The 25397-nt window shown below is 69.9% G+C and carries 27 protein-coding genes; 13 read left to right on the top strand and 14 right to left on the bottom strand.

Going from position 1 to position 25397, the window contains the following annotated elements; translation table 11 throughout:
• Positions 1 to 84 precede the first annotated feature (84 nt).
• From A0130_13855 to A0130_13820, 8 genes are all read left to right on the top strand, one after another.
• Positions 85 to 909, top strand: coding sequence for an ABC transporter permease (locus tag A0130_13855; GenBank protein ANF33452.1), 825 nt, complete (start codon positions 85 to 87; stop codon positions 907 to 909).
• 67 nt (positions 910 to 976) lie between these two features.
• Complete coding sequence (locus tag A0130_13850; GenBank protein ANF32609.1) at positions 977 to 2308, top strand: sugar ABC transporter substrate-binding protein; 1332 nt, start codon at positions 977 to 979, stop codon at positions 2306 to 2308.
• 80 nt (positions 2309 to 2388) lie between these two features.
• Positions 2389 to 4545, top strand: coding sequence for an alpha-galactosidase (locus A0130_13845; GenBank protein ID ANF32608.1), 2157 nt, complete (start codon positions 2389 to 2391; stop codon positions 4543 to 4545).
• Between the two features lie 59 nt (positions 4546 to 4604).
• A complete protein-coding gene (locus A0130_13840; GenBank protein ID ANF32607.1) occupies positions 4605 to 5003 on the top strand; it encodes a hypothetical protein in 399 nt (132 codons plus the stop codon).
• The gene (locus A0130_13835; protein ID ANF32606.1) at positions 5000 to 5236 is read left to right on the top strand and encodes a hypothetical protein; all 237 of its coding nucleotides are present in this window, start codon (positions 5000 to 5002) and stop codon (positions 5234 to 5236) included. Before A0130_13840 ends, A0130_13835 begins: the two co-directional genes overlap by 4 nt.
• A gap of 85 nt (positions 5237 to 5321) precedes the next feature.
• Positions 5322 to 6593 (top strand): hypothetical protein, encoded by a 1272-nt coding sequence (locus A0130_13830; protein ANF32605.1) that lies wholly within the window; start codon positions 5322 to 5324, stop codon positions 6591 to 6593.
• Positions 6594 to 6697: 104 nt separating this feature from the next.
• A complete protein-coding gene (locus A0130_13825) occupies positions 6698 to 7549 on the top strand; it encodes an alpha/beta hydrolase (GenBank protein ANF32604.1) in 852 nt (283 codons plus the stop codon).
• Between the two features lie 424 nt (positions 7550 to 7973).
• The gene (locus tag A0130_13820; GenBank protein ANF32603.1) at positions 7974 to 9011 is read left to right on the top strand and encodes a hypothetical protein; all 1038 of its coding nucleotides are present in this window, start codon (positions 7974 to 7976) and stop codon (positions 9009 to 9011) included.
• Positions 9012 to 9134: 123 nt separating this feature from the next.
• Here A0130_13820 and A0130_13815 read toward each other — a convergent pair whose 3' ends face one another.
• Positions 9135 to 9701, bottom strand: coding sequence for a GCN5 family acetyltransferase (locus A0130_13815; protein ANF32602.1), 567 nt, complete (start codon positions 9699 to 9701; stop codon positions 9135 to 9137).
• A 48-nt stretch (positions 9702 to 9749) separates the two neighbouring features.
• The gene (locus A0130_13810) at positions 9750 to 11009 is read right to left on the bottom strand and encodes a hypothetical protein (protein ID ANF32601.1); all 1260 of its coding nucleotides are present in this window, start codon (positions 11007 to 11009) and stop codon (positions 9750 to 9752) included.
• Positions 11010 to 11139: 130 nt separating this feature from the next.
• On the opposite strand from A0130_13810, the gene A0130_13805 reads away from it, so the two are divergent.
• Positions 11140 to 12234 (top strand): delta fatty acid desaturase, encoded by a 1095-nt coding sequence (locus tag A0130_13805; GenBank protein ID ANF32600.1) that lies wholly within the window; start codon positions 11140 to 11142, stop codon positions 12232 to 12234.
• 344 nt (positions 12235 to 12578) lie between these two features.
• The gene (locus A0130_13800; GenBank protein ANF32599.1) at positions 12579 to 12899 is read left to right on the top strand and encodes a hypothetical protein; all 321 of its coding nucleotides are present in this window, start codon (positions 12579 to 12581) and stop codon (positions 12897 to 12899) included.
• Here A0130_13800 and A0130_13795 read toward each other — a convergent pair.
• Positions 12896 to 13432, bottom strand: a complete 537-nt coding sequence (locus A0130_13795; GenBank protein ANF32598.1) for a hypothetical protein — start codon at positions 13430 to 13432, stop codon at positions 12896 to 12898. The genes A0130_13800 and A0130_13795 overlap by 4 nt on opposite strands.
• A gap of 10 nt (positions 13433 to 13442) precedes the next feature.
• Complete coding sequence (locus A0130_13790) at positions 13443 to 14036, bottom strand: hypothetical protein (protein ANF32597.1); 594 nt, start codon at positions 14034 to 14036, stop codon at positions 13443 to 13445.
• A gap of 60 nt (positions 14037 to 14096) precedes the next feature.
• Here A0130_13790 and A0130_13785 point away from each other — a divergent pair, with 60 nt between their 5' ends.
• On the top strand, positions 14097 to 14546 hold the full coding sequence (locus A0130_13785; GenBank protein ID ANF32596.1) for an ATPase: 450 nt from the start codon (positions 14097 to 14099) through the stop codon (positions 14544 to 14546).
• Positions 14547 to 14623: 77 nt separating this feature from the next.
• Here the strand turns inward: A0130_13785 and A0130_13780 are convergent, their stop codons facing one another.
• From A0130_13780 to A0130_13770, 3 genes are all read right to left on the bottom strand, one after another.
• Positions 14624 to 14914: a hypothetical protein gene (locus tag A0130_13780; protein ID ANF32595.1), complete on the bottom strand. Its 291-nt coding sequence runs from the start codon at positions 14912 to 14914 to the stop codon at positions 14624 to 14626.
• Between the two features lie 13 nt (positions 14915 to 14927).
• On the bottom strand, positions 14928 to 15935 hold the full coding sequence (locus tag A0130_13775) for a hypothetical protein (protein ID ANF32594.1): 1008 nt from the start codon (positions 15933 to 15935) through the stop codon (positions 14928 to 14930).
• A 161-nt stretch (positions 15936 to 16096) separates the two neighbouring features.
• Entirely contained in the window at positions 16097 to 16513 is a 417-nt protein-coding gene (locus A0130_13770) for a hypothetical protein (protein ID ANF32593.1), read from the bottom strand.
• A gap of 142 nt (positions 16514 to 16655) precedes the next feature.
• On the opposite strand from A0130_13770, the gene A0130_13765 reads away from it, so the two are divergent.
• On the top strand, positions 16656 to 18044 hold the full coding sequence (locus A0130_13765) for a 5,10-methylene tetrahydromethanopterin reductase (protein ANF33451.1): 1389 nt from the start codon (positions 16656 to 16658) through the stop codon (positions 18042 to 18044).
• A 104-nt stretch (positions 18045 to 18148) separates the two neighbouring features.
• Entirely contained in the window at positions 18149 to 19132 is a 984-nt protein-coding gene (locus A0130_13760) for an alcohol dehydrogenase (GenBank protein ANF32592.1), read from the top strand.
• 37 nt (positions 19133 to 19169) lie between these two features.
• Here A0130_13760 and A0130_13755 read toward each other — a convergent pair whose 3' ends face one another.
• From A0130_13755 to A0130_13725, 7 genes are read right to left on the bottom strand one after another with little or no spacing between them, the layout of a single operon-like run.
• On the bottom strand, positions 19170 to 20375 hold the full coding sequence (locus A0130_13755; protein ID ANF33450.1) for an acetyl-CoA acetyltransferase: 1206 nt from the start codon (positions 20373 to 20375) through the stop codon (positions 19170 to 19172).
• A gap of 1 nt (position 20376) precedes the next feature.
• Positions 20377 to 21027 carry a succinyl-CoA--3-ketoacid-CoA transferase gene (locus A0130_13750; GenBank protein ID ANF32591.1) on the bottom strand — a complete coding sequence of 217 codons (651 nt, stop codon included), beginning with the start codon at positions 21025 to 21027 and terminating at the stop codon, positions 20377 to 20379.
• Between the two features lie 2 nt (positions 21028 to 21029).
• Entirely contained in the window at positions 21030 to 21812 is a 783-nt protein-coding gene (locus A0130_13745; GenBank protein ANF32590.1) for a succinyl-CoA--3-ketoacid-CoA transferase, read from the bottom strand.
• Positions 21805 to 22974: a hypothetical protein gene (locus A0130_13740; GenBank protein ID ANF33449.1), complete on the bottom strand. Its 1170-nt coding sequence runs from the start codon at positions 22972 to 22974 to the stop codon at positions 21805 to 21807. Before A0130_13740 ends, A0130_13745 begins: the two co-directional genes overlap by 8 nt.
• Before the next feature lie 11 nt (positions 22975 to 22985).
• Complete coding sequence (locus A0130_13735; protein ID ANF32589.1) at positions 22986 to 24101, bottom strand: hypothetical protein; 1116 nt, start codon at positions 24099 to 24101, stop codon at positions 22986 to 22988.
• Entirely contained in the window at positions 24094 to 24639 is a 546-nt protein-coding gene (locus A0130_13730; GenBank protein ANF32588.1) for a protocatechuate 3,4-dioxygenase subunit alpha, read from the bottom strand. The genes A0130_13735 and A0130_13730 overlap by 8 nt, the downstream gene beginning before the upstream one ends.
• Positions 24632 to 25396: a protocatechuate 3,4-dioxygenase subunit beta gene (locus tag A0130_13725; protein ID ANF32587.1), complete on the bottom strand. Its 765-nt coding sequence runs from the start codon at positions 25394 to 25396 to the stop codon at positions 24632 to 24634. The genes A0130_13730 and A0130_13725 overlap by 8 nt, the downstream gene beginning before the upstream one ends.
• Between the last annotated feature and the right edge of the window lies 1 nt (position 25397).

Genomic DNA, 25397 nt, shown 5'->3' with positions numbered 1-25397 from the left:
GTCCCGACCGGCCAGCGTGCCGAACGCGAGGAGCGCCGCCGCAGCCGTCGCGGCTCCCGCGGGACCGGACCGAAGCAGAGCCCGGTGTCCCGTGCCGTGGCGATGACCGTCATGGTCGTCTTCACGCTCTACACGCTCATCCCGCTGTGGTGGCTGGTCGTCGCGTCCTCCAAGTCGCGCGGGCAGCTGCTGACGACCAACGGCCTGTGGTTCGCCGACTTCAACCTGTTCAAGAACATCGGCGACATGCTGGCCTACGGCGACGGCATCTTCGGCCGGTGGATGCTCAACAGCATCCTGTACGCCGGCGTCGGCGGATTCCTGGCGACCCTGCTCGCCGGGATGTGCGGCTACGCCCTCGCGAAGTACCGCTTCCGTGGCCGCGAGACGCTGTTCAACGTCGTCCTCGGCGGCGTGCTGGTGCCGGCGACCGCCCTGGCCCTCCCGCTGTTCCTGCTGTTCAGCAAGGTGCAGCTCACCGACACGATCTGGGCCGTGCTGCTCCCCTCGATCGTCAGCCCGTTCGGCGTCTACCTGAGCCGCATCTTCGCGGCGGCGAGCGTGCCGGACGAGCTCATGGAGGCTGCGCGGCTCGACGGATCGGGCGAGCTGCGGACCTTCTTCACCATCGCGGTGCGGCTCATGACGCCGGCGCTCGTGACGGTGTTCCTGTTCCAGTTCGTCGCGATCTGGAACAACTTCTTCCTGCCCCTGATCATGCTGCGATCCACCGAGCTGTTCCCGGTCACCTTCGGCCTCTACACGTGGAACACGCAGATCAACCAGGTCCCGGAGCTGCGCACCTTCGTGCTCTCCGGCGCCTTCCTGTCCATCATCCCCCTCGTCGTCACGTTCCTGCTGCTCCAGCGCTACTGGCGGAACGGCCTCGGCTCCGGCTCGCTCAAGTAGCCGGCGCCCGACGACCCCAAGCTCCCGGCATCGAAGCCGGGTGGATCACACCGAGAGAAGGATCACAATGCGATACCCGAAGAGAATCGCCGCCATCGCCGCCCTCGCGGTGAGCGCGACGGTCGCCCTGGCCGGCTGCTCCTCGTCGTCGTCGGGTTCCGGCGACACCGCGGCCGCCTGCGCCCCCGCCAAGGGCAAGGTCACGCTCGACTTCACCACCTGGGTGCCCGGCATGGCCGACGTCGTGAAGCTCTGGAACGACAAGAACCCCGACATCCAGGTCAAGGTGCAGGAGGGCCCGAACGGCAACAACGGCACCTACAAGAACTTCTTCAACGAGGTCAAGGCGGGCAACGCCCCCGACCTCGGTCAGGTCGAGTACGACGCCCTCCCGAACTTCCGGGTGCAGAACGCCCTCGCGGACCTCAGCGCGTGTTCCGCGGTCGTCAAGGCGAAGAGCGACTTCGTCGACTGGACCTGGAACCAGGTCTCGCTCGGCTCCGACAAGAGCGTCTACGGCATCCCGCAGGACTCCGGCCCCATGGCGCTGTTCTACCGCAAGGACCTCTTCGAGAAGAACGGCATCGCCGTCCCGAAGACCTGGGACGAGTACAAGGAGGCCGCGAAGAAGATCCGCGCGCTCGGCGGCTACATCACCAACTTCTCGCAGACCGACATCAACCAGTTCGCCGGCTTCGTCTGGCAGGCCGGCGGCCAGTGGTTCGCCAACGACGGCAAGGACTGGACGGTGGACCTGACCAGCAGCGAGTCCACCAAGGTCGCCGACTACTGGAACGGCCTGATCAAGGACGGCCTCGTATCCACCGTCCCGGCGTGGACCGACGAGTGGAACAACGCCTACAACTCGGGCCAGGCCTGGACCTGGAACTCGGCCGTCTGGGGAGCCAACTCCATCTCGTCCGGCGCTCCGGACACCGCCGGCGACTGGGCCGTCGCGCCGTCGCCGCAGTGGTCGGCGGGCGACGACGCGGCCGGCAACTGGGGCGGCAGCTCGGTGGTCTCGTTCACCGGCTCGAAGCACCTCTATGAGGCGACCAAGTTCGCACTCTGGCTGAACACCTCCGACGAGGCGCTCACCGCCCTGAACAAGGCGGCCAACCTGTACCCGGCGACCAAGAAGGGGCTGAAGCTCCCCGCGCTGCAGCAGGGCGTCGACTTCTACGGCGGCCAGAAGATCTACGACGTCTTCGCTCAGGCCTCGTCGCAGGTCAAGCCTGACTTCACCTGGGGCCCGACCATGACCCAGACGTACGCCGACGTCTCCGACGGGTTCAAGGGTGCAGTCAGCGGCAGCGGCACGCTCACCGACGCGCTGAAGTCGGCTCAGGAGTCGACGATCAAGGCGCTGAAGGCGCAGTCGATCCCCGTGAAGGGCTGATCGCGCCCGACGCGACGAAGATGGACGGGGCAGGCGCCGAGCCTGCCCCGTCCGCATGTGAAGAGGAGAACCGCGTGCCCATGCAGTGCATCCACCTGACGGCCGGCGGCGTGAGCGTACTGCTCGACGTGGCCGACGACCGGCTGCCCGCCGTCGCCTACTGGGGCGCGGCGCTCGGAGAGCTGGATGCGGCGGCCGCGCGGGATGTCGTCACCGCGGGCGCACGCCCGGTCGTGGCGAACACCCCCGACGTCGCGACTCGGCTCTCGCTGCTCCCGGAGCAGCACACCGGCTGGCTCGGCCGTCCCGGTCTCAGCGGCAACCGCGACGACGGCGGCGCCTGGTCGCCGTGGTTCCGGGTGGTGTCGGTCGACACCGGCACGGCCACGGTGCGCGACGCGCTGGCCACCCTTCCCGGCGGAACGGTGCGGATCGTCGCCCGCGACGACGAGGCCGCCCTCGAGGTCGCCTTCGAGATCGAGCTGACGCCGCAGGGCGTCCTCCGCATCGCAGCGACCCTCACCAACCACGGCGCGACCTACCGGCTCGACGACCTCTCGCTCGCCCTGCCCGTCCCCGCCCGCGCCCGCGAGCTGCTCGACTTCGCCGGCCGCTGGGGCAAGGAGCGCACCCCGCAGCGCTCGGCGCTGACGGTCGGCGCCCACGTCCGGGAGGGCCGGCGCGGCCACACCGGCGCCGACGCCGCCACCCTGCTCACCGTCGGCGAGCCCGGGTTCGGCTTCGCGCGCGGCGAGGTGTGGGGCCTCCACGTCGGCTTCAGCGGCGACCACCGCCACTACGCCGAGCGACTCTCCGGCGGCGAACAGGTCGTCGGCGGCGGCGAGCTGCTGCTCCCCGGCGAGATCGTGCTCGGCACCGGAGAGAGCTATCGGACGCCGTGGGTCTACGGCGTCTACGGCGACGGTCTCGACGACCAGGCCGGTCGGCTGCACCGCTGGCTGCGGTCGCGTCCACAGCATCCCCGCCGCCCGCGTCCGGTCACGCTCAACGTCTGGGAGGCGGTCTACTTCGACCACGACCTGGCGAAGCTCACCGCGCTCGCCGACCGCGCCGCCGCGCTCGGCGTCGAACGGTACGTGCTCGACGACGGCTGGTTCCGGCACCGCCGCAACGATCGCGCCGGACTCGGCGACTGGTACGTCGACGAGACGGTCTGGCCCGACGGACTCGCGCCACTGATCGACCACGTGCGCGCGCTCGGCATGGAGTTCGGCCTCTGGTTCGAGCCCGAGATGGTCAACGTGGACTCCGACCTGGCCCGCGCACATCCCGAGTGGATCATGCAGACCGGCGGCCGTCTCCCGGTGGAGGCGCGGCATCAGCAGGTGCTGAACCTGGGCATCCCCGAGGCGTACGACCATATCCGCGACCGGATGGTCGACATCCTGTCGCACAACGACATCGCCTACATCAAGTGGGACCACAACCGCGACCTGGTGGACGCCGGCAGCTGGCCCTCCGGCCGCCCGGGCGTGCACGCGCAGACCCTCGCCGCGTACCGGCTGATGGACGAGCTGAAGGGGCGCTTCCCGGCGCTCGAGATCGAGTCGTGCAGCTCCGGCGGCGCCCGCGTCGACCTCGGGGTGATCGAACGCACCGACCGGGTGTGGGTGTCCGACTGCATCGACCCGCTGGAGCGTCAGGGCATGATGCGCTGGACGCAGCAGCTGCTCCCGCCGGAGCTGCTCGGCGCACACATCGCCTCCGGTCGCTCGCACACCACCCACCGCGTCCACTCGCTCGCGTTCCGTGCGGCGAGCGCGCTGTTCGGCCACCTCGGGATCGAGTGGGACCTGACGCAGGCGTCCGACGCCGAGCTGGAGCAGCTGCGCGAGTGGATCGCGTTCCACACCGAGAACCGCGAGCTGCTGCACGCTGGTGAGCTGGTGCGGATGGACGAGGTCGACCCGTCGCTGCAGATCAGCGGGGTGGTCGCGCCGGACCGCCGCCGGGCGCTGTTCGCACTGGCATACGTGGCGCGCTCCGACGTTGCTCCGATCGGCCTCATCACCCTGCGCGGGCTGGACGCCGAGCGCCGCTACCGCGTCCGCCTCCTGCCGCTGGGCGCGCCCCGCGGCGAGGGAGAGACACCCGCCTGGGCGGCCGATCCGGACGGCGTCGTGCTGACCGGTGCCGCGCTCACGCGGGCCGGCGTGATGTCGCCGGTGTCGTATCCCGACACCGTGTGGCTGGTGGAGGCGACCGCGGTCGACTGACGGATGTGCTCCGCGCTTGACTTCAAGCGCTTGCCGACCTGCTCGCCACCGGCGCCGCCGTGCGCGCGACCGTCCGCTCGCTCGACCGCGAGGACGAGGTGCGCGCCGCTGTGCGCCGTACCGGCGCGGACGACGCCGCCCTTTCGTTCGCGGCCGCGTCCCTCACCGACGACGAGGGATGGGCCGACGCACTCGCCGGCATCGAGGAGGTGCACCACACGGCCTCGCCGATGATCCTCGCGACCACGCCCGACGAGGTGGTCGTCCCGGCGCGCGATGGCGCCCTGCGGGTGCTCCGCGCCGCCCGCGACGCCGTTGCCCGCCGGGTCGTGCTCACCTCGTCGTTCGCCGCCGTCGGCTACTCGCCCAAACCGGTGCGCAAGTACGACGAGAGCGACTGGACCGACCCGGCCACCCCCGGACTGCCCGCCTACCCGCTGTCGAAGGCCCGACGATGACGTTCCTCGACGTCGCGAACGTGCTGCGCGAACGTCTCGGCGCGCTCGCCTCCCGGGTCACGACGGAGGAGCTGCCCGGCGACGAGCCCGCACCGCTGGTGATCCACAACGAACGGGCGAAGCGGGAGCTCGGACTCCGTTTCCGGCCGACCGTCGACACGATCGTCGAGACCGCGGAGAGCCTGCGCGACCTGGGCCTGCTGGCCGGAACGGGCAGCCTGTCAAGATCCTGAGCATCGCTGGACGCGCCTCCCGAACCGGTCTACCGTCTGTCGTCGGTCTATGTCGTCTCCTCGCATGGGCCGCGGAAGGAAGCACGTGTCCCTTGATCTGTCCCCCTCACCCCAGCTCAGCGCCCGGTTCTCGCCCGACGCGACCGGGGAGCTGATCGTCGACGGCGTGCCCCAGAGATTCGCCGCGGAGAGCACGGAGCGCCTGCGCGAGGCCGTTCTCGGCCGCGTCGGCGAGATCGCGGCCGCCGCAGGCCGTCCCGTCCGCCTGACCGTCTCGGACGAGGAGGGCGACTGGCTGCTCGCCGTGCATCCGGACGGCAGCATCGGCGACGAGGAGGCGCTGTCCGTCGCCCAGGGCGCCGAGCTCGCGCCCGTCTCGTCGCGCCCGGCCACCACGCGCGAGATTCCGACAACCGAGGCACCCACGCGCGAGGCGCTCCCGCGGGAGTCGTTCCTCTACGTCGAGCGTCCGCGTCCCGACCGGGCCAAGCAGGGCCTCCGCGGCGCGCTCGCCCGCGCCGGCATGCCCCTCTCCCCCTCCGCCGCCGAGCTGCGGGAGCGGGCGGAGCTGGATGCGGTGAGCCGCCACTGGGCCGGTCCCCGCACGATCGCGATCGTCAACGGCAAGGGCGGCGCCAACAAGACGCCGACCACGGCCCTCCTGTCCGCCGTCTTCGCGCGCAACGGCGGCTCGGGCGTCCTCGCCTGGGACAACAACGAGACGCGCGGCACCCTCGGCTGGCGCACCGAGAAGGACGACCACGACGCGACGGTGCAGTCGCTGCTGCCCGCCACCGACTCCCTCATGTCGGCCGGCGCCCGCACCGCCGATATCGGGCACTTCGTGCACCACCAGAACGCCGACAAGTACGACGTGCTGCGCTCGAACCCGACCATGCTCGCCACCGAGCAGCGCATCTCGAGCGAGGACTTCGATCGCCTCCACACCGTGGCCACCAAGTTCTACCGGCTGGTGATCATCGACAGCGGAAACGACGAGTCGGCCGAGCGCTGGCTGCGGATGATCGACCACACCGACCAGCTCGTCATCGCGACCACCGCGCTCGGCGAGCACGCGGAGGCCGGCGCGCTCCTCCTCGAGGCTCTGCTGCAACGGGATGCGCACTCGGCTCGGCTGGCGCACGAGGCCGTCGTGATCGTGTCCCAGTCCGAGCGCACGGGACCGGCCGCCGACGTCCGCCGGGTCGCCGCGGGCTTCGAGCCGCTCGCCCGCAGCGCGGTGACCATCCCGTTCGACCCGGAGATGCACGGTGGCCGACTGTCGTTCGAGTCGCTCGCGCCGCGCACGCGGCGGGCGTGGCTGCACGCGGCGGCGGCGGTGGCCGAGGGACTCTAGCGAGAAGGGATCTTGTGCGGCGGCCCGGTCGCCCAGCAGACTTCGTCGCGTACGCTGCCGGTCCGCGCAGCGACCCGGTTCCTCACACCCGAAGGAGTCGCACCATGCCCCTGACCTCCGCCGAACGCGACGAGATCGACGCCGCCAACGCCTCCGGACGCACGCCCGTGGTCTTCGTCCACGGCCTGTGGCTGCTGTCGAGCAGCTGGCAGCCGTGGCGCGCCCTGTTCGAGGAGCAGGGCTTCGCGACGATCGCACCGGGCTGGCCCGACGACCCCGAGACGGTGGAGCAGGCCAAGTCCGACCCGGACGTCTTCGCCGGCAAGATGGTCCGCCAGGTCACGGACCACTACGCGGAGGCGATCGACGCCCTCGACCAGGCGCCCGTCGTGATCGGCCACAGCTTCGGCGGCCTGATCGCCCAGAAGCTGGCGGGCGAGTCGAAGAACGCGGTCACGGTAGCGATCGACGCGGCGCAGTTCAAGGGCGTCACGGCGCTCCCTGCGTCGGCCCTGAAGGCCGGGGCACCGGCGCTGCTGAAGTTCAACCACTCCAAGCACGGCGTCACGCTCACCTACGAGCAGTTCGCGTACGGCTGGACGAACGCCGTCTCCGACGAGGAGGGTCGCGCGCTGTACGAGAAGTACCACGTGCCCGCCTCGGGTGTGCCGATCTTCCAGGCGGCCACGGCCAACTTCAATCCGTTCGCCGAGACGAAGGTCGTCACCGACAACCACGACCGCGGACCGCTGCTCCTGATCGCCGGCTCCGAGGACCACACGGTGCCGCAGTCCGTCGTCGAGAACGAGTACCGCATCCAGCAGAAGAACCCGGGCGTGACCGAGCTGGTCGTGATCCCCAACCGCGGCCACTCGCTCATCATCGACTCGGGATGGCGCGAGGTCGCCGACGAGGCGCTGGAGTTCGTGCAGCGGCACGCGCCGGCGGCCGCGTAGTCACCGTTATCGGTCTGGACTTCCTCGACCTGGAGCGGCAGCTCGGAGAGGACATGATCGGTGGACGGCATCGCTGTCTTCTGATGGCAATGCAGGTAAGCGCGTAACACTCGAAGTCGGGTGGAGTCACGTGGGCGCATACGTGGCGACCTCGGCCTGCCCGAAGTGGTACTTCTGACGCAGCCAGAGGGTCTTCCCGATCGCCTCGGCATGGGTCTTGTTCGCCTGGCGATGCAGGTTCCTGGTGCTCAGCCCGCCAACCTCGATGCGGTCGATAGTCGACGTCTAGTCACGTCGAGATCGGCCGAGGAATCGGCGTCACGTTAGCTCCTGGACGACGTCTCCTATCTATAGATGCTCTTCACGGATTGATGTCTGGAATGTTTGCGAGTGTCTGCGAACCCAGAAAGGAACGAAGATCATCGTGTCTTCCAAGCGCACATTCGCCACGGCGATTGCAGCTTCCATCGCAGCGACGGCGGCATTCGTCGCCCCGGCAGCAGCCCAGGCCGACCCCCTCCCGAACGCACCGCAACTCGTGGACCGTCATGCCGGCAGCGACCGATTCGAAACCTCCGTCGCCGTTTCACAAGCCGGACACCCCGACGGCGCCACGGTCGCATACATCACGAGCGCTCTCGGCTTCGCAGATGCCCTCTCCAGCGCACCTGTGGCCGTAGGCCACGATGGCTCGCTGCTGCTCACGCTGCCATGGCAGCTTCCTGCGGCGGTCAGTGCAGAACTTACCCGCTTGCACCCGGATCGCATCGTCATCGTTGGAGGAACCGCCGCGGTCAGCACCACGGTCGAGCGCGCCCTCACCACCTTCGCCGGAACCGTGCAACGCGTCAGTGGTGCAGACAGGTTCGCGACCTCGCGAGCTCTCGCGGATACCTTCACCGGTCCGGTAGACACCGTTTACCTGGCAAGCGGATTCGACTACCCAGACGCCCTCTCCGCTGGCGCGGCCGCAGGCACCACAGGCGGCCCGGTACTTCTCCTCGACACCCGCACCGGCGCACTCGACGCCGCGACGACGGCCGTCATCCGAAAGCTCCAGCCCTCGTCGATCGCCGTGGTCGGCGGTGCCGCAGCCGTTCCCGAGAGCACGCTCACGCAAGCGAAAACGCTGGCCGCCTCGGTAGTTCGGCTAGGAGGAAGCGACCGGTTCGAAACCTCGGCCAAAGTCGCGGATACGTTCCCGGCGGGTGCCACCGGATACATCGCCTCTGGCCTGAACTACCCCGACGCCCTCGTCGGCTCTGTCATCGCCGGCGCCAGCAAGCGACCCCTCTACATCACCCGGCCAACGAGCCTGACCTGTCCCATCTGGTACAGCATGCTCGAACGCGGCATCAGCGACCTCACCGCGGTTGGTGGAACACAGTCCCTCACCGACACCGTCACAGAGCCCGGCTGCGACGCTCTACCCCCGACCTACTTCCCCGCCGACACCCCTTGAACGGAGGCCCCGCAGAAATCTGCGGGGCCTTCTGCATCGGCGCGCTGCTCATCCGGGACGGCTGGCAAGAGGTCGACGTCCGAGAACGTGTCTCGGGAGCCGTGCGCGGGGCCAGACAGCGCCTCAGCCCAGCTCGCGGCGCATGATCCACCGGACGCCGCCGCCGGAGTGCGCGTCGGTGGCCTGCAGCCGGTGGAAGCCGTGGCGCTCGAACAGGTCGACCGTCCCCACGTAGCCGCTGATCACATCCACGCGGTCGCCCCCGGTGTCGACCGGGTAGCCCTCGACCAGGGCCGCGCCGTTCGCCCGCGCGTGGTCGACCGCGCCGTCGAGGAGCTCGTGCATGAGCCCGCGCTTGCGGAAGCCGCCGCGCACGACGAAGCAGACGATCGACCACGGGTCGCGGTCCTCGTCCACGTGCGGGATGGTGCGCGAGTTCATGAGGCGGCGGTACGTGGACTTCGGCGCGACGCTGCACCAGCCGGCCACCTCGCCGTCCGCATAGACGAGCACGCCCGGTCCGGGCTGCGTCTCGCACTCGTGCTGCATGTAGGCGACGCGCTCCGGCATCCCGAGCCGCGCGTCCCGGTACGACATGCACACGCACCCTCCGCCGCCCGGCTTGCGCGGCACCATGAACGTCGCGAAGTCGTCGAAGCGGCCCGTCGCGGGCAGGACTTCGATGCTCATGGGCCGAGCGTAGCGGGTGCGTCAGACACCGCGCCTCTCGATCGGCGCTCAGAACAGCGCCGAGACTCCCGTCGCCACGCTGTAGATCGCGAGCCCCGCCAGCGCCCCGACGACCGTGCCGTTGATGCGGATGAACTGCAGATCGCGGCCGACCTGCGTCTCGATCTTCTCGGTCGTCTCGGCCGGGTCCCACGACTGCACGGTCTCGGTGATGACGTGGGCGATGTCGCTCCGGTAGCTGGTCACGAGGTGGAGCGCCGCGCCGGTCAGCCGGGCGTTCAGGGACGCCCGCAGCTCATCGTCCGCGCGGATGCGACGTGCCGCATCCGCGACGAAGGCATCCACGCGGCGCCGCAGTTCGCCGTCCTCGTCGGCGAGCGCGTCGATCGCCGCTGCGCGGGCGGCCTGCCAGGTGGAGGCGGCCAGCTCCCGGATGCGCGGATCGTCGAACGCGCGGCCCTTCGCCGCCTCGAGCCGCTCGATGGTCGCGTCGTCGTGCTGCAGCCGGTCGGCGAGCTGGGCGAGGTACTCGTCGAGCGAGCGGCGGAGGCGGTGGTCGGGGTCGTCGCGGACGGTCCGGACCAGATGTCGCGCTTCGGCGTGGAGGCGCTCATCGATCGCACGGTCGACGAACGACGGGAGCCACGACGGCAGCCGCCGCGACACCACGGATCCGAACGCCTCGGGATTCGCGGCGAGCCACTCGTCCAGCCGATCCAGCAGCAGGTCCACGGCGTCCCTGTGTCCGCCCGAGCTGAGCACCCGCTCGCCGAGCCGGCCGAGGGGCGGTCCCCAGAGCGGAGCGACCACATGCGTGCGGACGACCGCCTCCATCGCCTCCCGCATCCGGTCGTCGTCGACGAGGCCGGCGAGCCCGGTCACCCCCTGGAACGCCTCGGCCACCACCCGCCGCGCGTTCCGGGGTTCCGCGAGCCAGTCGGCGGCGGCGCCGGCCAGGTCTATCGTGCCCAGCTTGCCGGCCACGACCTCGTCCGACAGGAAGTTGGTCTCCACGAAGGCGCCCAGCGTCGCGCCGATCTCGTCCTTGCGGTTCGGAATGATCGCCGTGTGCGGGATGCGCAGACCGAGCGGATACCGGAACAGCGCGGTCACGGCGAACCAGTCGGCGAGCGCGCCCACCATGGCGCCCTCGGCGGCCGCCCGCACGAAGCCGAGCCAGGGATAGCGGTTCTGCAGCGCGAAGGACACGGCGAACACGACGGCGGCCACCACCAGCAGGCTCGTGGCGAGCGCCTTCATCCGCCGCAGGGCGAGCCGTCGTTCGGCGTCGGTGGGGAGCGTGGTCACGGTGGGAACGGTACTCGCGCCCGAACCTCAAGGGACCGACGAACACCCAGCTAGCGCGCCTACGCTGAGAACATCTCGGGCGTTTGCCCACATCCTCGGCTGGGAAGTCGTCGCACCCGCGGAGGACAGCATGACCGCACCCACCCTCGGCCCCGTCCTGCGGACCAAGCCTCGCACTGGCGACCGCCCGGCGGTGACCAGCACCTACAACGAGCTGCTCGGCCGCGTCCGCGGCGAAGGACTCCTGGAACGGCGCCGCGGCTTCTACATCGGGGTGTTCGCCGCCCTCGTCGTGGGCCTCGGCGGCGCGGTGGCGGGTTTCATCCTGTTGGGCGACTCCTGGTTCCAGCTGCTGATCGCGGCCGCCCTCGGGCTGATCTTCACCCAGTTCGCCTTCCTGGGCCACGAGGCGTCCCACCGGCAGGTCTTCGCCTCCGGACCCGTCAACGACCGCGCCGGACGGCTCATCGCCACGTGGCTGGTCGGGATGAGCTACCAGTGGTGGATGACGAAGCACACGCGGCACCACGCCAACCCCAACACCGCGGGCAAAGACCCGGACATCGCGTGGGACACGATCTCGTTCACCGAACAGGACGCCGCCCGCCAGCGCGGCCTGCTCGCCGTCATCACGCGCAGGCAGGGCTACCTCTTCTTCCCGCTGCTTCTGCTGGAAGGCGTCAACCTCCACATAACCTCCGTCCGGTCGCTGCTGGCGCGGGGACCGGTCGAACGCCGCGGCAGCGAACTCGTCGCGATCGGCCTCCGGCTCTCCGTCTACGTCGCCATCGTGTTCCTGATGCTGCCGGTCGGCATGGCGTTCGCCTTCCTCGGGGTGCAGCTCGCCGTGTTCGGCGTCTACATGGGCGCCTCGTTCGCCCCCAACCACAAGGGGATGCCGCTCCTGCCGGCCGGATCGCGCGTCGACTTCCTCAACAAGCAGGTTCTGACCTCCCGCAACATCCGCGGCGGGCACGGAATGAGCATCCTGATGGGCGGGCTCAACCACCAGATCGAGCACCACCTGTTCCCGAACATGCCCCGGCCCGCCCTTCGCCGGGCACGCGAGCTCGTGCGCGAGCACTGCGCGGTGCACGACATCCCGTACACCGAGACCGGGCTCGTGAACTCCTACCGGATCGTCATCCGCTACCTCAACCGCGTCGGACTCGCCGCCCGCGACCCCTTCGACTGCCCCGCCGCGCACCGCTTCCGGCGTGCGTGAGACGCCCCCACCAGCGTCCGGGTGTGTCAACCAGGTGCGGTCGGACGATCGAGGAGGACGGTGAGGAGATGGATGTCACCGTCTACGTCGTCATGATCCCGCACGAGATCACGCCCATGGTGGTCGGCGTGTATTTCGAGCTGGCCGAGGCGGAAGCGGCGGCCGAGGCGTCTCAGGACTTCACGGTGGTGGACAGCTCCCTCCTCCACGCCTGACAGTCCCCTCCATCCGGTAGACGCGGCCACCCGAATGCAGGCAGACTCGAAGAACACCCTCCGGTAGACGTGAAGCTTCGATTGGCACGATCTTTGCCCCCTTCCGGACCGATCCAGGAGGGCAACACGATGGGCTTCCTCAGCTACGAGAACCACGAGTTCACCATGGACGACCGCATGCTCGCGCATCTGCACGTCGTCATCATCAACAAACTCCGCCACGGTCAGAGCTTCGCCCTGAGCTGGAAGGACACCCAGTCGGCGGGCGGTGGCCGCACCAGCGTGTGGATCAACCCCACGAGCAACGTCGTCTTCCACTTCGACGGCTCGCGCACGCCCGCGCTGAACCGCGCGTGGCTGACGCAGCTCGCCGAGTCGGCTGACGGCTCACGCGGCCTGGTCGTCGCCCGCGAAGAGGACGCCATCGCCGCGTTGCAGCCGGCGTCCTAGCCGGCCCTGCCCACGCGCCACTCCGACCGCAGCAGGCCCATCACCACGATGTCCTCGTACCCGCCTCGAACCCAGGCGTGCTCGCGCTGGCGCCCCTCCAGGACGAACCCGGCCTTCTCGTAGGCCCGGATCGCTGCCTGATTGGACGAGATCGCCTGCAGGTGGACACGACGCAGGTTGCAGCGCACGAAGGCGAACTCGACGATGCGCTGGATCGCGGCCGTGCCGACCCCCCTCCCCCGGGCCTCCGGAAGGAGGGCGATCCCGACCTCAGCGTGGCGCGCGAGGTCATCGAACGAGAACAGGGACACGCTGCCGACCGCCGCGCCGTCCACCTCCACGACGAAGCTCACGCTCTTGTCCGGGCCGCCGTCCAGCTGGGCCAGGCGCCTCTCGTACGCGTCGCGGGTGAGCGGGGACGGCATCGACGGGGTGCGCTCGTCCCACGTTCCGAGATCGGAGGCGATGGCGTACAGCACATCGAGGTCCGCCTCGGTGCGCGGCCTCAGGGTGACGTCGATCGGGCCTGACATACACCGAACCCTATCGAGACCGACCGCCCACCAGGTCATCGGTCAGGATGCGCGCTGCGCGACGGGCGGCGCCGACGATCGCGGCGTCGTCCGCGCTCGTGGTGGCTGCGGCCTGCACGGCGGCGTTGATCGAGAGCAGGGCCATGCGGAGGACGACCAGATCCTCCGGCGTGCGGTCCGGCAGTAGGGCGCTCAGCTCGTCCGCGAGCCGGGACAGCCCTGAAGCGGCGCGCGGTGTCTCGCCGTCGCCCGTCAGACCGGCCAGCAGTCGCGGGTTCGCCGCCAGGAACCGGATGCCCTGCAGCTTCTCCGCGGTGAACGAGTCCACCCAGCGGGACACCGCGGCTGCAACGAGGGCGGGTTCCGGCTGCTGATCGCGAACCCATGCGACGAGTTCTTCGGCCTCGTCTCCGCGCTGGTCGAGGAGGGATCGGAGGATCGCCTCCTTGCCGTCGAAGTAATAGTAGAGCGACGCCTTGTTGATGCCGAGCTCGTCGGCGATCTGCCGCAACGAGGTGGCCTCGTAGCCCTGCTCGGTGAACAGCCGCAGGGCGACCTGCTGCGCCAGCTCCCTGGTGCGTCCGCCACGACGTCGAGTCTCCATGCTCCCAGCCTACCTACTGCGGGGTAGATAATCTACCTATCGTTAGGTAGATTAGAGCCCGTGACCGAATACACCATCGTCCGTGACTACCCCTACCCGATCGATGAGGTCTGGGCGGTGCTGACCGAGCCGGAACAGGTCGCCCGGTGGACCACCACTGGGCGGGGAGGCAGACCCGAGGGCTTCGCCGCCGTGCCGGGCACCCGCTTCCGATTCGTGGGCAAGCCGACGATGGGGTGGGCCGGCGTCGTCTACTGCGAGGTGATCGCGGTGGATGCGCCCCGCTCGCTGCACTACACATGGAAGGGCGACGAGGACTCGGACGAGGTCACCGACGTGACCTACCTCCTCGAAGAGATTCCGGACGGCACCCGCTTCACCTGGCACCACAGCGGGTTCACCGGCGTGGGCGGCTACGCGATGTCGAAGCTACTCGGCAACGTCCGCAAGAAGATGCTGACCGAGGGCGTGCCTCCCGTGCTCGAGGCGTACCACCGAGCGCTGCAGTAGCGGGGACTGCCGTCAGTCGCGCACGACCAGCGACGCTTGGCCAGCCGTTTGGGATCATCAGGCGGCTCCTGTGGATGTTACATAACCCCCACGATGAGAAGCGCCGTGTAGATCGCCCAGCATCCGGCGGCGATGTAGCCTCCGACGCTTTGAACGGGCTTGCCCTTCTTTCCGTTGTAGACGCCGAAGACGACGAAGAAGGCAGACAGCGTGCCGAACGTGACGGGATCGATCAGGCGCGCCAGATCACCGTGATTTCCGATTCCGAGGATGATCTGGACGGCGATGCTCGTGATCACGATTCCGATGAGAACGCACATCGCGACATAGAGTGCGGACCAACGGCGTGCGCGTGAGGTGGTAGTCATGTGGACGTCTTTTCTAGGCGATACACGCTTTTATGCCGTAGATCGAGGACAACGTCGCCCATACGGCAATCCCCGACGTCGTGCTGACAAGTCCAGCAGCCGCCCCGGCGATGGCGATGATGCAGTCCAAGCTCGCTCGCTTGGGGTTGCCCGGCTGCCCGTTGAGTTTGAGGTAATACGTGTAGGCCACCCGGCCGTTGTAGTACATCTGGAGGCGCGACCCCTTACACATGGTCAGCGGTGTGCCTGGCTTGAGAAAGTAGCTGCTGCCATTGGTGAGCACGCAGTTGTAGGAGTACGCGCTCGTGGAGGGATCGGCCACGACGGGGAAGGCGGTGTGCTCGGTGAAGTCGATCACCTGGGTGAGGGTGTTTCCCACGATCTCGTAGTGAGTGGGTACAGCTTTTCCGTGGGCGTCCTTTGCCCATGCGTTGCCGAACACACGCAGCGGTGCTCCGTCGCCAGCGACGATGGCGATGACACCCTGAGGCGACTGGACGAGCGAGGCCCCGCTTGGAACCTCAATCGGGTAGTCGTACCGTTTGGGTGCTTTGGCGTTGTCGATGACGGTGCTGATCTGCACCCGGCCGTCCTTATGTACGACGGGGACAGTGGAGGACCCGTTCTTGTTGTTATAGACCACCACCCCAGCCTTCTGTGAGCGGACGGCTTTGCTGGCCTTGCCCGCGAATGGCAGCCCGATGGTCACATCCGAGCCCGTTCCGGGGGTCTCCAGCTTCACGCCAGATGACGCGTTCTCGGACACCAGCACCACCGATCCGTCATCCAGGTTCGCCTTGGCCGCCTCAGTGGAATTGGACGTCGTCGCGGCCAGATTCGACAAGGTAGCCGGCGCGACATGCTGCACTGCCGCCACGGCATCCGCTGCCTTCGTCTCATCTGTCGACTTCGCCGCGAACCCTGTCAGTAAGGCCCCGAGGACACCAGCACTACCGGCCACAGCGACCACCATCACGAATCGCTGCTTCATACGAATGAAGCACCTCCCGTCGTTCATCATCGAAGACGGAGAGAACCTCCGTCACCCAATGAGACGCACAGGACACGCGAACGTGACGCAGCGGTGTACGAATGGCGCGCAGATTTAGAAAGGCGTCATACATGATGCGCAGATGGTGGACTCTTTGTGGGCAGTCCCCGCTGCAGTAGCGAGGACCGCCGTCAGTCGCGCACGACCAGCGATGCGTACTCGGGGTGCCCGTCGACGAACGTCTTGACGATCGGGCACTCGACGCGCACGCTGAGCCCTTCGTCACGCAGCGCGTCGAGTACCCGGCGCACGAGTGCAGTCGCAACGCCCTGTCCGCGGAACTCGGGGAACACGGACGTGGCGATCAGCGTCACCTCGTCCCCTTGGCGCGAGTACGTGATCCCGCCGAGGAGGGTGTCGCCGCTGATGGCGTCGTACGTGCGGGTCTGCTCGTTGTCCTCGACGTAGAACTCGATGCCCGGACCGATCTCCGCGTCCGACGCGACCTCGTCGACCAGGACCTGCTGCGTCTCGCTCAGCGTCCCGGTGCCGTCCGGGTAGCCGGCTTCATCCGGGTACTCGAATCCCCCGCTGTCGGTGTCGCTCATCCGCTCCTCCTCCGGTCGTCTCGCCTTCTCGAACGCTATCGTCGCTGCGGCAACCTGCGCGAGCCCCGCAGGGTCGGATTCGCGTTACGCCGCATGACGGAGCGGGTGCGCTCTCTCCGGGCGGCCTCCCATGCTGGTCTGCATGACCCGCCAGATCCGCTTCAACGCCTTCGACATGAACTGCGTCGCCCACCAGTCCTCCGGGATGTGGCGTCACCCCGAGGACCAGGCCTGGCGCTACAAGGACCTCACCTACTGGACCGAGCTCGCTAAGCTGCTCGAGCGCGGCACCTTCGACGGCATCTTCATCGCCGACGTGCTCGGTACCTACGACGTCTATGGCGGCAGCAACGAGGCCGCGATCCGGCACGGCGCCCAGGTGCCTGTCAACGACCCGCTCCTGCTGGTCTCGGCGATGGCGTTGGTCACCGAGAATCTCGGCTTCGGGATCACCGCCGGCACCGCGTACGAGCACCCGTATCCATTCGCCCGCCGGATGTCGACGTTGGACCACCTCACCAACGGCCGCGTCGGCTGGAACGTGGTCACCGGATACCTGCCCTCCGCCGCACGGAACATGGGCCACGACGACCAACTGCAGCACGACGACCGCTACGACCACGCCGACGAGTACCTGGAGGTGCTCTACAAGCTGTGGGAGGGGTCGTGGGAGGACGACGCCGTCATCCGCGATCGCGAGTCCGGCGTCTTCACGGACCCGTCGAAGGTGCACGAGATCGGGCACAAGGGAAAGCACTTCACGGTCCCCGGCATCCACCTGTCGGAGCCGAGCCCGCAGCGCACCCCGGTGATCTACCAGGCCGGCGCGTCCAAGCGCGGGATCGGTTTCGCGGCCGAGAACGCCGAGGCGATCTTCGTCGCCGCCTCCACGAAGGAGGGCCTGAAGGCCACCGTCGGCAAGCTCCGCGACGCGCTCGAAGCCGCCGGTCGCGACCGCTATTCGGCGCGGATCTACACGCTTCTGACGATCATCACCGACGAGACGAGCGAAAAGGCGCAGGCGAAGTACGAGGACTTCCTGCAGTACACGAGCGACGAGGGTGCGCTCGTCTTCATGTCCGGGTGGATGGGCGTGGACCTGTCCCAGTACGACCTCGACGAGCCGATCGGCAACGTCGACAGCAACGCGATCCAGTCGGCGGTCTCCAACTTCCAGCGGCCGAATGCGGACGGCGGCGAGTGGACGGTCCGCGACATCGGCCGCAACGGCGCGATCGGCGGCCTCGGCCCCTTCATCGTCGGCTCGGCCTCCGAGGTCGCCGACACTCTCCAGGAGTGGGTGGAGGACACCGACGTCGACGGTTTCAACCTGGCCTACGCGATCACCCCCGGCACCTTCGAGGACATTGTCGAGTTCGTCATCCCGGAGCTGCGCAAGCGCGGCGCCTACCCGGAGGAGTACGCACCCGGAACGCTCCGGAACAAGCTGCACGGCGCGGGCGACCGTCTGCCGGCGTCACACCGCGGTGCGCGGTACAAGGTGGGCGCAGCGGCGGCCGCGGAAGCATGACCTCGATCGCCTCGTGACCTGCGGTTCTGCTCACGTGTGACCGAGCGCATCCTGCGGGAGGCATAGAGTCGGGTTCACACCCATCCCGACGATCGGAGGACCCCGTGCGCACGGTTCGACTCGGCAGCAGCGGCCTGGAGATCAGCGGGCTCGTCCTCGGGATGATGTCCTACGGCGACCCCGGACGCGGCAGTCACCCGTGGAGCGTCGGCATCGACGAGGCGCGTCCGTTCGTGCGGAAGGCCTTCGAGGCGGGCGTCACGACCTTCGACACGGCGAACGTGTACTCCCTCGGCTCCAGCGAGGAGTTCACCGGCGCCCTGCTCGCGGAGCTCGGTCCGCGAGAGGACGTGCAGATCTTCACCAAGGTGTTCCAGCGGATGCGCGGCGGGCGCAACGGCGCCGGTCTCTCCCGGGCGGCGATCCTGCACGAGATCGACGCGTCGCTCACCCGGCTCGGAACCGACTACGTCGACCTGTACCAGATCCACCGGTTCGACCCGACGGTCCCGATGGAGGAGACGATGGAGGCACTGCACGACGTCATCAAGGCGGGCAAGGCGCGCTACATCGGCGCGTCGAGCATGTGGGCGTGGCAGTTCGCCGAGCTCCAGCGCGTCGCCGAGGTGAACCACTGGACGAAGTTCGTGTCGATGCAGGACCAGTACAACCTCCTCGACCGCGAGGAGGAGCGGGAGATGCACCCGTTCTGCCGGGCGACCGGTGTCGGCGTGCTGCCGTGGAGCCCGCTCGCGCGTGGCCGGCTGACCCGCCCGTGGGATGCGCCCGGCTCCGGCAGCCGCGCGGACACGGACGAGTTCGGCAAGACGCTGTACCGCGCCCAGGAGGAGTCGAACCGCGCGATCGTGGACGCGGTAGCCGCGATCGCCGACGAACGGCACGTCCCGATGGCGCAGGTGGCGCTCGCGTGGGTCGCGAGCCGCGACGCGGTCACGGCGCCGATCGTCGGCGCGACGAAACCGCACCACATCGACGACGCCGTCGCCGCGCTCGAGCTCGCGCTGACGGATGACGGGGTCGCCCGGCTCGAAGCCGCCTACACGCCGCGGGAGCCGGCCGGGTTCTGACCGGGACGGCGCTGAGGACGCCTCTGGGTCGCCCCGCTCACACCCGCTCGAACACCGCCGCGAGCGCCTGCCCGCCGCCGATGCACATGGTCTCGAGGGACAGCGTCCCGTCGAGAGCGGGGAGCTCGTGCGCGAGCGTCGCGAGCATCCGGAGCCCGGTGGCCCCGATGGGATGCCCGATCGATATGCCGCTCCCCCGCGGGTTCACCCGCGGGTCCTCCGCGTCGATGCCCCAGTCCGCCAGGCAGGCGAGCACCTGCACGGCGAACGCCTCGTTGAGCTCGATGATGTCGAGGTCCGGCCAGGCTATGCCGGCGCGCTGGAGGGCGCGGTTCGCGGCGGGGACGGGCGCGACGCCGAAGATCGCCGGGTCGTTGCCCGCCACAGCCCACGAGCGGAGGCGGAGCAGCGGCGTCAGCCCCAGCTCGGCGGCGTGCTGCGGCGTGGTGACGATCGCGGCGGCCGCCGCATCGTTCTGTCCGCTGGAGTTGCCGGCCGTGACGGTCGCGTCGGGGTCGTCGCGGCCGAGGATCGGCCGGAGTGCGGCGAGCGCCTCGAGCGTCGTATCGGCGCGGGGGTGCTCGTCACGGTCGACGACGACCTCGCCGCGTCGGCCGGGCACGGTCACCGGCACGAGCTCCGCGTCGAACGCTCCGGACTCCTGGGCGGCGACCGCGCGCTGGTGCGATCGAAGCGCGTACGCGTCCTGCGCCTCCCGGGGTATGCCGTACCGGCGACGGATCTCCTCCGCCGAGCCGACATTGCCCTCCGGCGTCGGGAAGTTGCGTCCGCCGACCGTCTCGCGTCCGCGCGCGAGAGCGTCGTGCAGCAGCAGGCCGCCGGGCGGCAGCCCGCGTCGCCCCTGCTCGGTGTAGAGCGGCGCGTTCGACATCGACTCGGCGCCGAGGGCGATCAGGACGTCGCTCGCACCCGTCTGCACCTCCATCGCCGCGTTGATGACCGCCTGCAGCCCCGAGCCGCAGCGACGGTCCAGCTGGTAGCCGGTCGTGGTCACCGGGAAGCCGGCGTTCAGCGCGGCGACGCGCCCGAACGCGGGCGCCTCCATGGTCGGGTACCCCTGGGAGCCGATCACGCCCTCCACCGAGGCCGGATCGACGCCGGTCCGCTCCAGCACCGCGCGCAGCACGATCTCCGCCAGCGCCAGAGCGGGGACGGGCGCGAGCGCGCCGCCCATCCGGCCCACCGGTGTGCGCAGCGGCGAGCAGATGACGACCTCGCGCAGCTCAGGCATCGACGGCCTCCAGCGCGACGGTCAGGGGCGCCCCGGTGGCCTCGACGACCTGCTGCTCGGTCACGTCCGGTGCGAGCTCGCGCAGCACCAGGCCGTCATCGGTGACGTCGATGACCGCGAGGTCCGTGATGATGCGGTCGACGCATCCACGGCCGGTGAGCGGGAGGGTGCACTGCTCCACCAGCTTCGGCGTTCCGTCCTTCGCGACGTGCTCCATGACGACGGTGACGCGCTCGGCGCCGTTCACCAGGTCCATCGCGCCGCCCATCCCCTTGACCATCTTGCCGGGGACGGCCCAGTTGGCGATGTCGCCGGTGGCGGAGACCTGCATGGCCCCCAGCACCGCGGTGGCGATGCGGCCGCCGCGGATCATCCCGAAGCTGGCGGCCGAGTCGAAGTAGCTCGCGCCCGGGAGCACGGTCACGGTCTCCTTGCCGGCGTTGATGAGCTTCGGGTCCTCCTCGCCCTCCCACGGGTAGGGGCCGACGCCGAGGATTCCGTTCTCCGAGTGCAGCACGACGTGCACGCCGTCGGGCAGGTGGTTCGGGATGAGCGTGGGCAGCCCGATTCCGAGGTTGACGTACGAGCCGTCCTCCAGCTCCAGGGCGGCGCGGGCGGCCATCTCGTCGCGGGTGCGCGGCATCCTCAGGCTCCTTCCGGACGGGTGCGGACGGTGGTCTTCTCGATCGGGAGGTCGGCGGACTGCTCGGGCGTCAGCGCGACCACCCGGTCCACGTAGATGCCGGGCAGGTGGATGTCGTCCGGGCCGAGCACCCCGGGCTCGACCAGCTCGTCCACCTCGGCGATGGTGATGCGCCCGGCCATGGCGGCGAGCGGGTTGAAGTTCCGCGTCGACTTCTCGAACCGGAGGTTGCCGTGGCGGTCGCCGACAGCAGCCCGCACGAGGCCGAAGTCGGTGCGGATCGCAGTCTCCAGCACGTACTCGCGCGCGTGTCCGAAGACGTCGAACGGACGCAGCTCCTTCGGCGCGCTGGCCTCGGCGACCGAGCCGTCCGGCGCGTAGCGGATGGGCATCCCGCCGTCGGAGACCGCGGTGCCCGCTCCCGTCGCGGTGAAGAACGCGGGGATGCCGACGCCGCCCGCCCGCAGCCGTTCCGCGAGCGTGCCCTGCGGAGTCAGCTCCACCTCGACCTCGCCGCCGAGGTACTGGCGGGCGAACTCCTTGTTCTCGCCGATGTAGCTCGCGATCACGCGGCGGATGCGGCCGGCGGCGAGCAGCTCGCCCAGCCCCCAGCCGTCCACGCCGCAGTTGTTGCTGACGACCTCCAGGCCGCCGACCCCGCGCGCCAGCAGAGCGCGGATGGTCACGATCGGCACGCCGGACAGGCCGAAGCCGCCGACGGCGAGGGAGGCGCCGTCCGGGATGTCGGCCACGGCGTCCGCCGCCGACTCGTACGTTTTATCCATTCGGCTCCTCCGTCTGTTCTGAAGTCGTCTCTGCGAAGACCTCGCGCAGGACCGCCATCGCGCTGTTCGCGGCCGGCAGACCGGCGTAGAGCGCGGTGTGGTGCACGACCTCCGCGATCTCGGTGCGCGTGAGGCCGTTCCGCAGGGCGGCGCGCACGTGCATCCGGAACTCGTTCTCGTGGCCGCCGGTGATGAGGCTGGCGAGAGTCGCGATCGACCGCTGCGAGCGCGACAGCTGCGGGCGCGACCACACCTCGCCCCACGCGTACCGGGTGATGAAGTCCTGGAAGGCGGCGGTCTCGGGGGTGATCGCCGCGGTGGCCCGGTCCACGTGGGCGTCGCCGAGCACCGCCCGGCGCACCCGCATCCCGGCCTCGGCGGTCCCCGGGTCGGCGATGGCCGTCCGCAGCAGGTCCGCCGCGGCCTCGGGGTCCTCCAGCGGGATCAGGTGGCCAGCGTCCGGAAGCTCGGCGAACCGTGCGCCGGGGATGCCGGCCGCCAGCTCGCGCATCAGGGCGGGCGTCGTCACGGCGTCGTGCGCGCCGGCGACGATGACCGCGGGAGCGCCGACCGCCCCGAGGTCCGCGCGGCGGTCGAAGGCGGCGAGCGCTTCGCAGCACAGCGCGTACGACTCGTCGTCGATGTCGAGGAGCGTCCGGAGCGCCTGTCCGCCGGGTCCGTCCGGGTGGGCGTCGAGGTAGCCGGGCGCGAACCAGCGCTCGGCGCTGCCGGCGACGACCGAGGCGGTCCCGGAGGCGCGGACCTGCGCGGCGCGCTGCGCCCATCCCTCCGGAGTGCCGATCGCCGCACCTGAGCAGAACATCGTCAGGCTGCGCACCCGTTCCGGAACCGTGAGGGCGAGCTCGAGGGCGACCGCACCGCCGAGGGAGTCGCCCGCGACGTGGAAGGCGCCGCCCCCGACCTCTTCGACCACGTCGAGGACGCCCCGGGCGAGGTCCCCGACGGTGAAGGCGCCCCGGGCCGCCGGCGACGCCCCATGTCCGGGGAGGTCGACGCGGAGGACGCGCGGGCGGTCGGCCGAGCGCGCGAAGGCGGCGACGACCCCGTCCCACAACTCCGTGGTCGTTCCCAGCGACGGCAGGAGCACGAGGAGCGGCGTGGCCTCCGCGGTCGGCGCGGCAGCGGCGACCGACCCCCGCAGTCGGAGGGCGGTCACGATCGTCCTCCGTCCGCGAGCCGCTCGAACCTGCTCAGCGCCGCGTCCACGACGGTTGCTGCACGCGGGATCCCGGTTGCCGGGCCGTCCGGGCGACGCACCTGGATGACGAGGTCACCCGCCGCATGTTCGAGGAGCGACGCGCTCTCGGCCGCCAGCCGCAGTGTCTCACGCCAGGCCTGCCACTCGGCGTGCCACTCCCCGGCCGGCCGGGCGTCATAGCTGAGCGAGGCCGTCTGCACGACGGCCAAGGGACCGCCGACCCGCAGGCCGTTCGCGACGAGGAGGACGGCGTCCACAGGATTCCGCTTGTGCGGCATCGCCGATGAGCCGCCGCCGTGGATCGGCGTCGCGATCTGGTCCCGCGCCAGCAGGGCGAGGTCGCGGCCGATGCGTCCGCCCGCCGAGCAGACGCTCGCGCTCGCGCGCGTCACCGCGAGAACGGGTGAGCGGTCGGTATGCCAGGCGCGCGCCGGGTCCGTCAGCCCGAGCACGGCCGCCATCCGTCGCCGGAGTTCGTGGACGGCGTCCGGATGCCCGGAGAGCCGTGCGAACGCGTCGCCGTCGCCAACAGCGCCGCCCAGCTGCAGCGGGAACGCGACCGCGTCGACCGTCTCGAGGGCGGAGGAGATGACATCGAGCCAGCCGCCGATCACCGCTCCGAGGGTGGAGGTCTCCGCCTCCTGCGTCAGGGTGCGGACCGCGAACGGCGTGCCGCGGTGCTCGCGCGCCAGCGCGGCGAGGCTCGACCCGGCGGCGACGAGACCAGCCCGTGCGGTCGTCAGCACATCGCGGGAGATCAGCATGAGCGCCGTGTCCATCACATCCTGGCTCGTCATGCCCTGATGCACGAGCGCGCCGCCCTGCTGGCGGAGCGCCTGCGCCAGGCCGACGATCGGAACGCCCGCCCGCCGAGAGTCGCGAAGCAGAGACGCGCGGTCCAGGTCTCCCGCCTCCAGCGTGGAGGTGGTCTCCACCCCGAGCAGGCCGCCCCAGGCGCCGAGGTGCGCGCGTTCCACATCGACCATGGCGTCCAGGATCCGGTCGTCGGAGGCGATGGTCCCCGCCTCACCCGCGGGCTCCAGCAGCCCCCAGTCGAACGCGTCAGCCACGGCCGTCCCCTACGAAGTCGAGGAACACGGTCTCGTCGTCGCCCTGCAGGTGGATGTCGAAGCGGTAGCTGCGCTCGCCGTCCTGCTCGACCAGCAGGGTGCGCCGGCGCTCGACGGGGACGCGCTCCAGGAACGGGTCCTCCTCCGCGAAGTACGCGCGCGTGAAGAGGTGGTGCAGCAGGCCTCGCGCGAACACGGTCACCAGGATGTACGGCGCGCGCCCGTCGGCGGGCGCACCCGGCCGCACCGTGGTGAAGGTGTAGTGCCCCGCGCGGTCGACCGCGGCTCGGCCGAAGCCGGTCACCGTATACCCGTCGCGGTGCAGGCTCCCGCGCTGGCGGATGGGCCTTCCTGCGGCGTCGGGGCCCCAGATCTCGAGGATCGCATCCGGCACCGGCTCGCCCGCACCGTCGTACACCGTGCCGTGCAGGCGGATGGACGCGGGGTCCGCCCTCGACGCCACCTCCGCGTCGCCGTCGTACGGCAGCGCGTAGCCGAAGAACGGCCCGACCGTCTGCGAGGGGGTCTGTTCAGGCATGGTCGCCCTCCTCCGGCTCCATCCACGTGGCCCTGCTGCCGGTCAGCACGATGTCCCAGCGGTAGCCCATCGCCCACTCCGGCACGCTCAGGTCGTGATCGTAGCTCGCCTTGAGCCGCTCGCGGGCGGCCGGATCGACGATGGACTGGTAGATCGGGTCCAGGGCGAACAGCGGGTCGGTCGGGAAGTACATCTGGGTCACGAGCCGCTGGGTGAACTCCGACCCGAACAGCGAGAAGTGGATGTGCGCCGGCCGCCAGGCGTTGCGGTGGTTCTTCCAGGGGTACGGCCCCGGCTTGATGGTGACGAAGCGGTACGAACCATCGTCGCCCGTGATGGTGCGACCGACCCCGGTGAAGTTGGGGTCGAGGGGCGCGGGATGCTGGTCGCGCTTGTGCACGTACCGGCCCGACGCGTTCGCCTGCCACACCTCGATCAGCTGCCCGCGCACCGGCCGCCCCTCGCCGTCGAGCACCCGGCCGGACACGATGATCCGCTCTCCCAGTGGCTCGCCGCTGTGCTGGATGGTCAGGTCGCTCTCCTCCGGCGCCACATCCGAGTGGCCGAACGCCGGCGAGACGAGCTCGATCTCCTCCGGGTCCGCGCGCACCAGCTCGTGCTTCGGGTGGCGCAGCGTCGAGCTGCGGTAGGGCGCGAAATCGCGCAACGGATGCGTCGGCAGCGGTCGCGACGCGGCGGCGGCCGCCTGCGCCTCCGCGATCTCGCGCGTGATCTGGTCCTGGGTCGCTTCGGTCATC

Origin of the sequence: Leifsonia xyli (assembly GCA_001647635.1) — a bacterium.
GTDB lineage: Bacteria > Actinomycetota > Actinomycetes > Actinomycetales > Microbacteriaceae > Leifsonia > Leifsonia xyli_A.
Note: the sequence above shows the minus strand (reverse complement) of the source record. Positions and strands in the feature narration are given on the sequence as shown.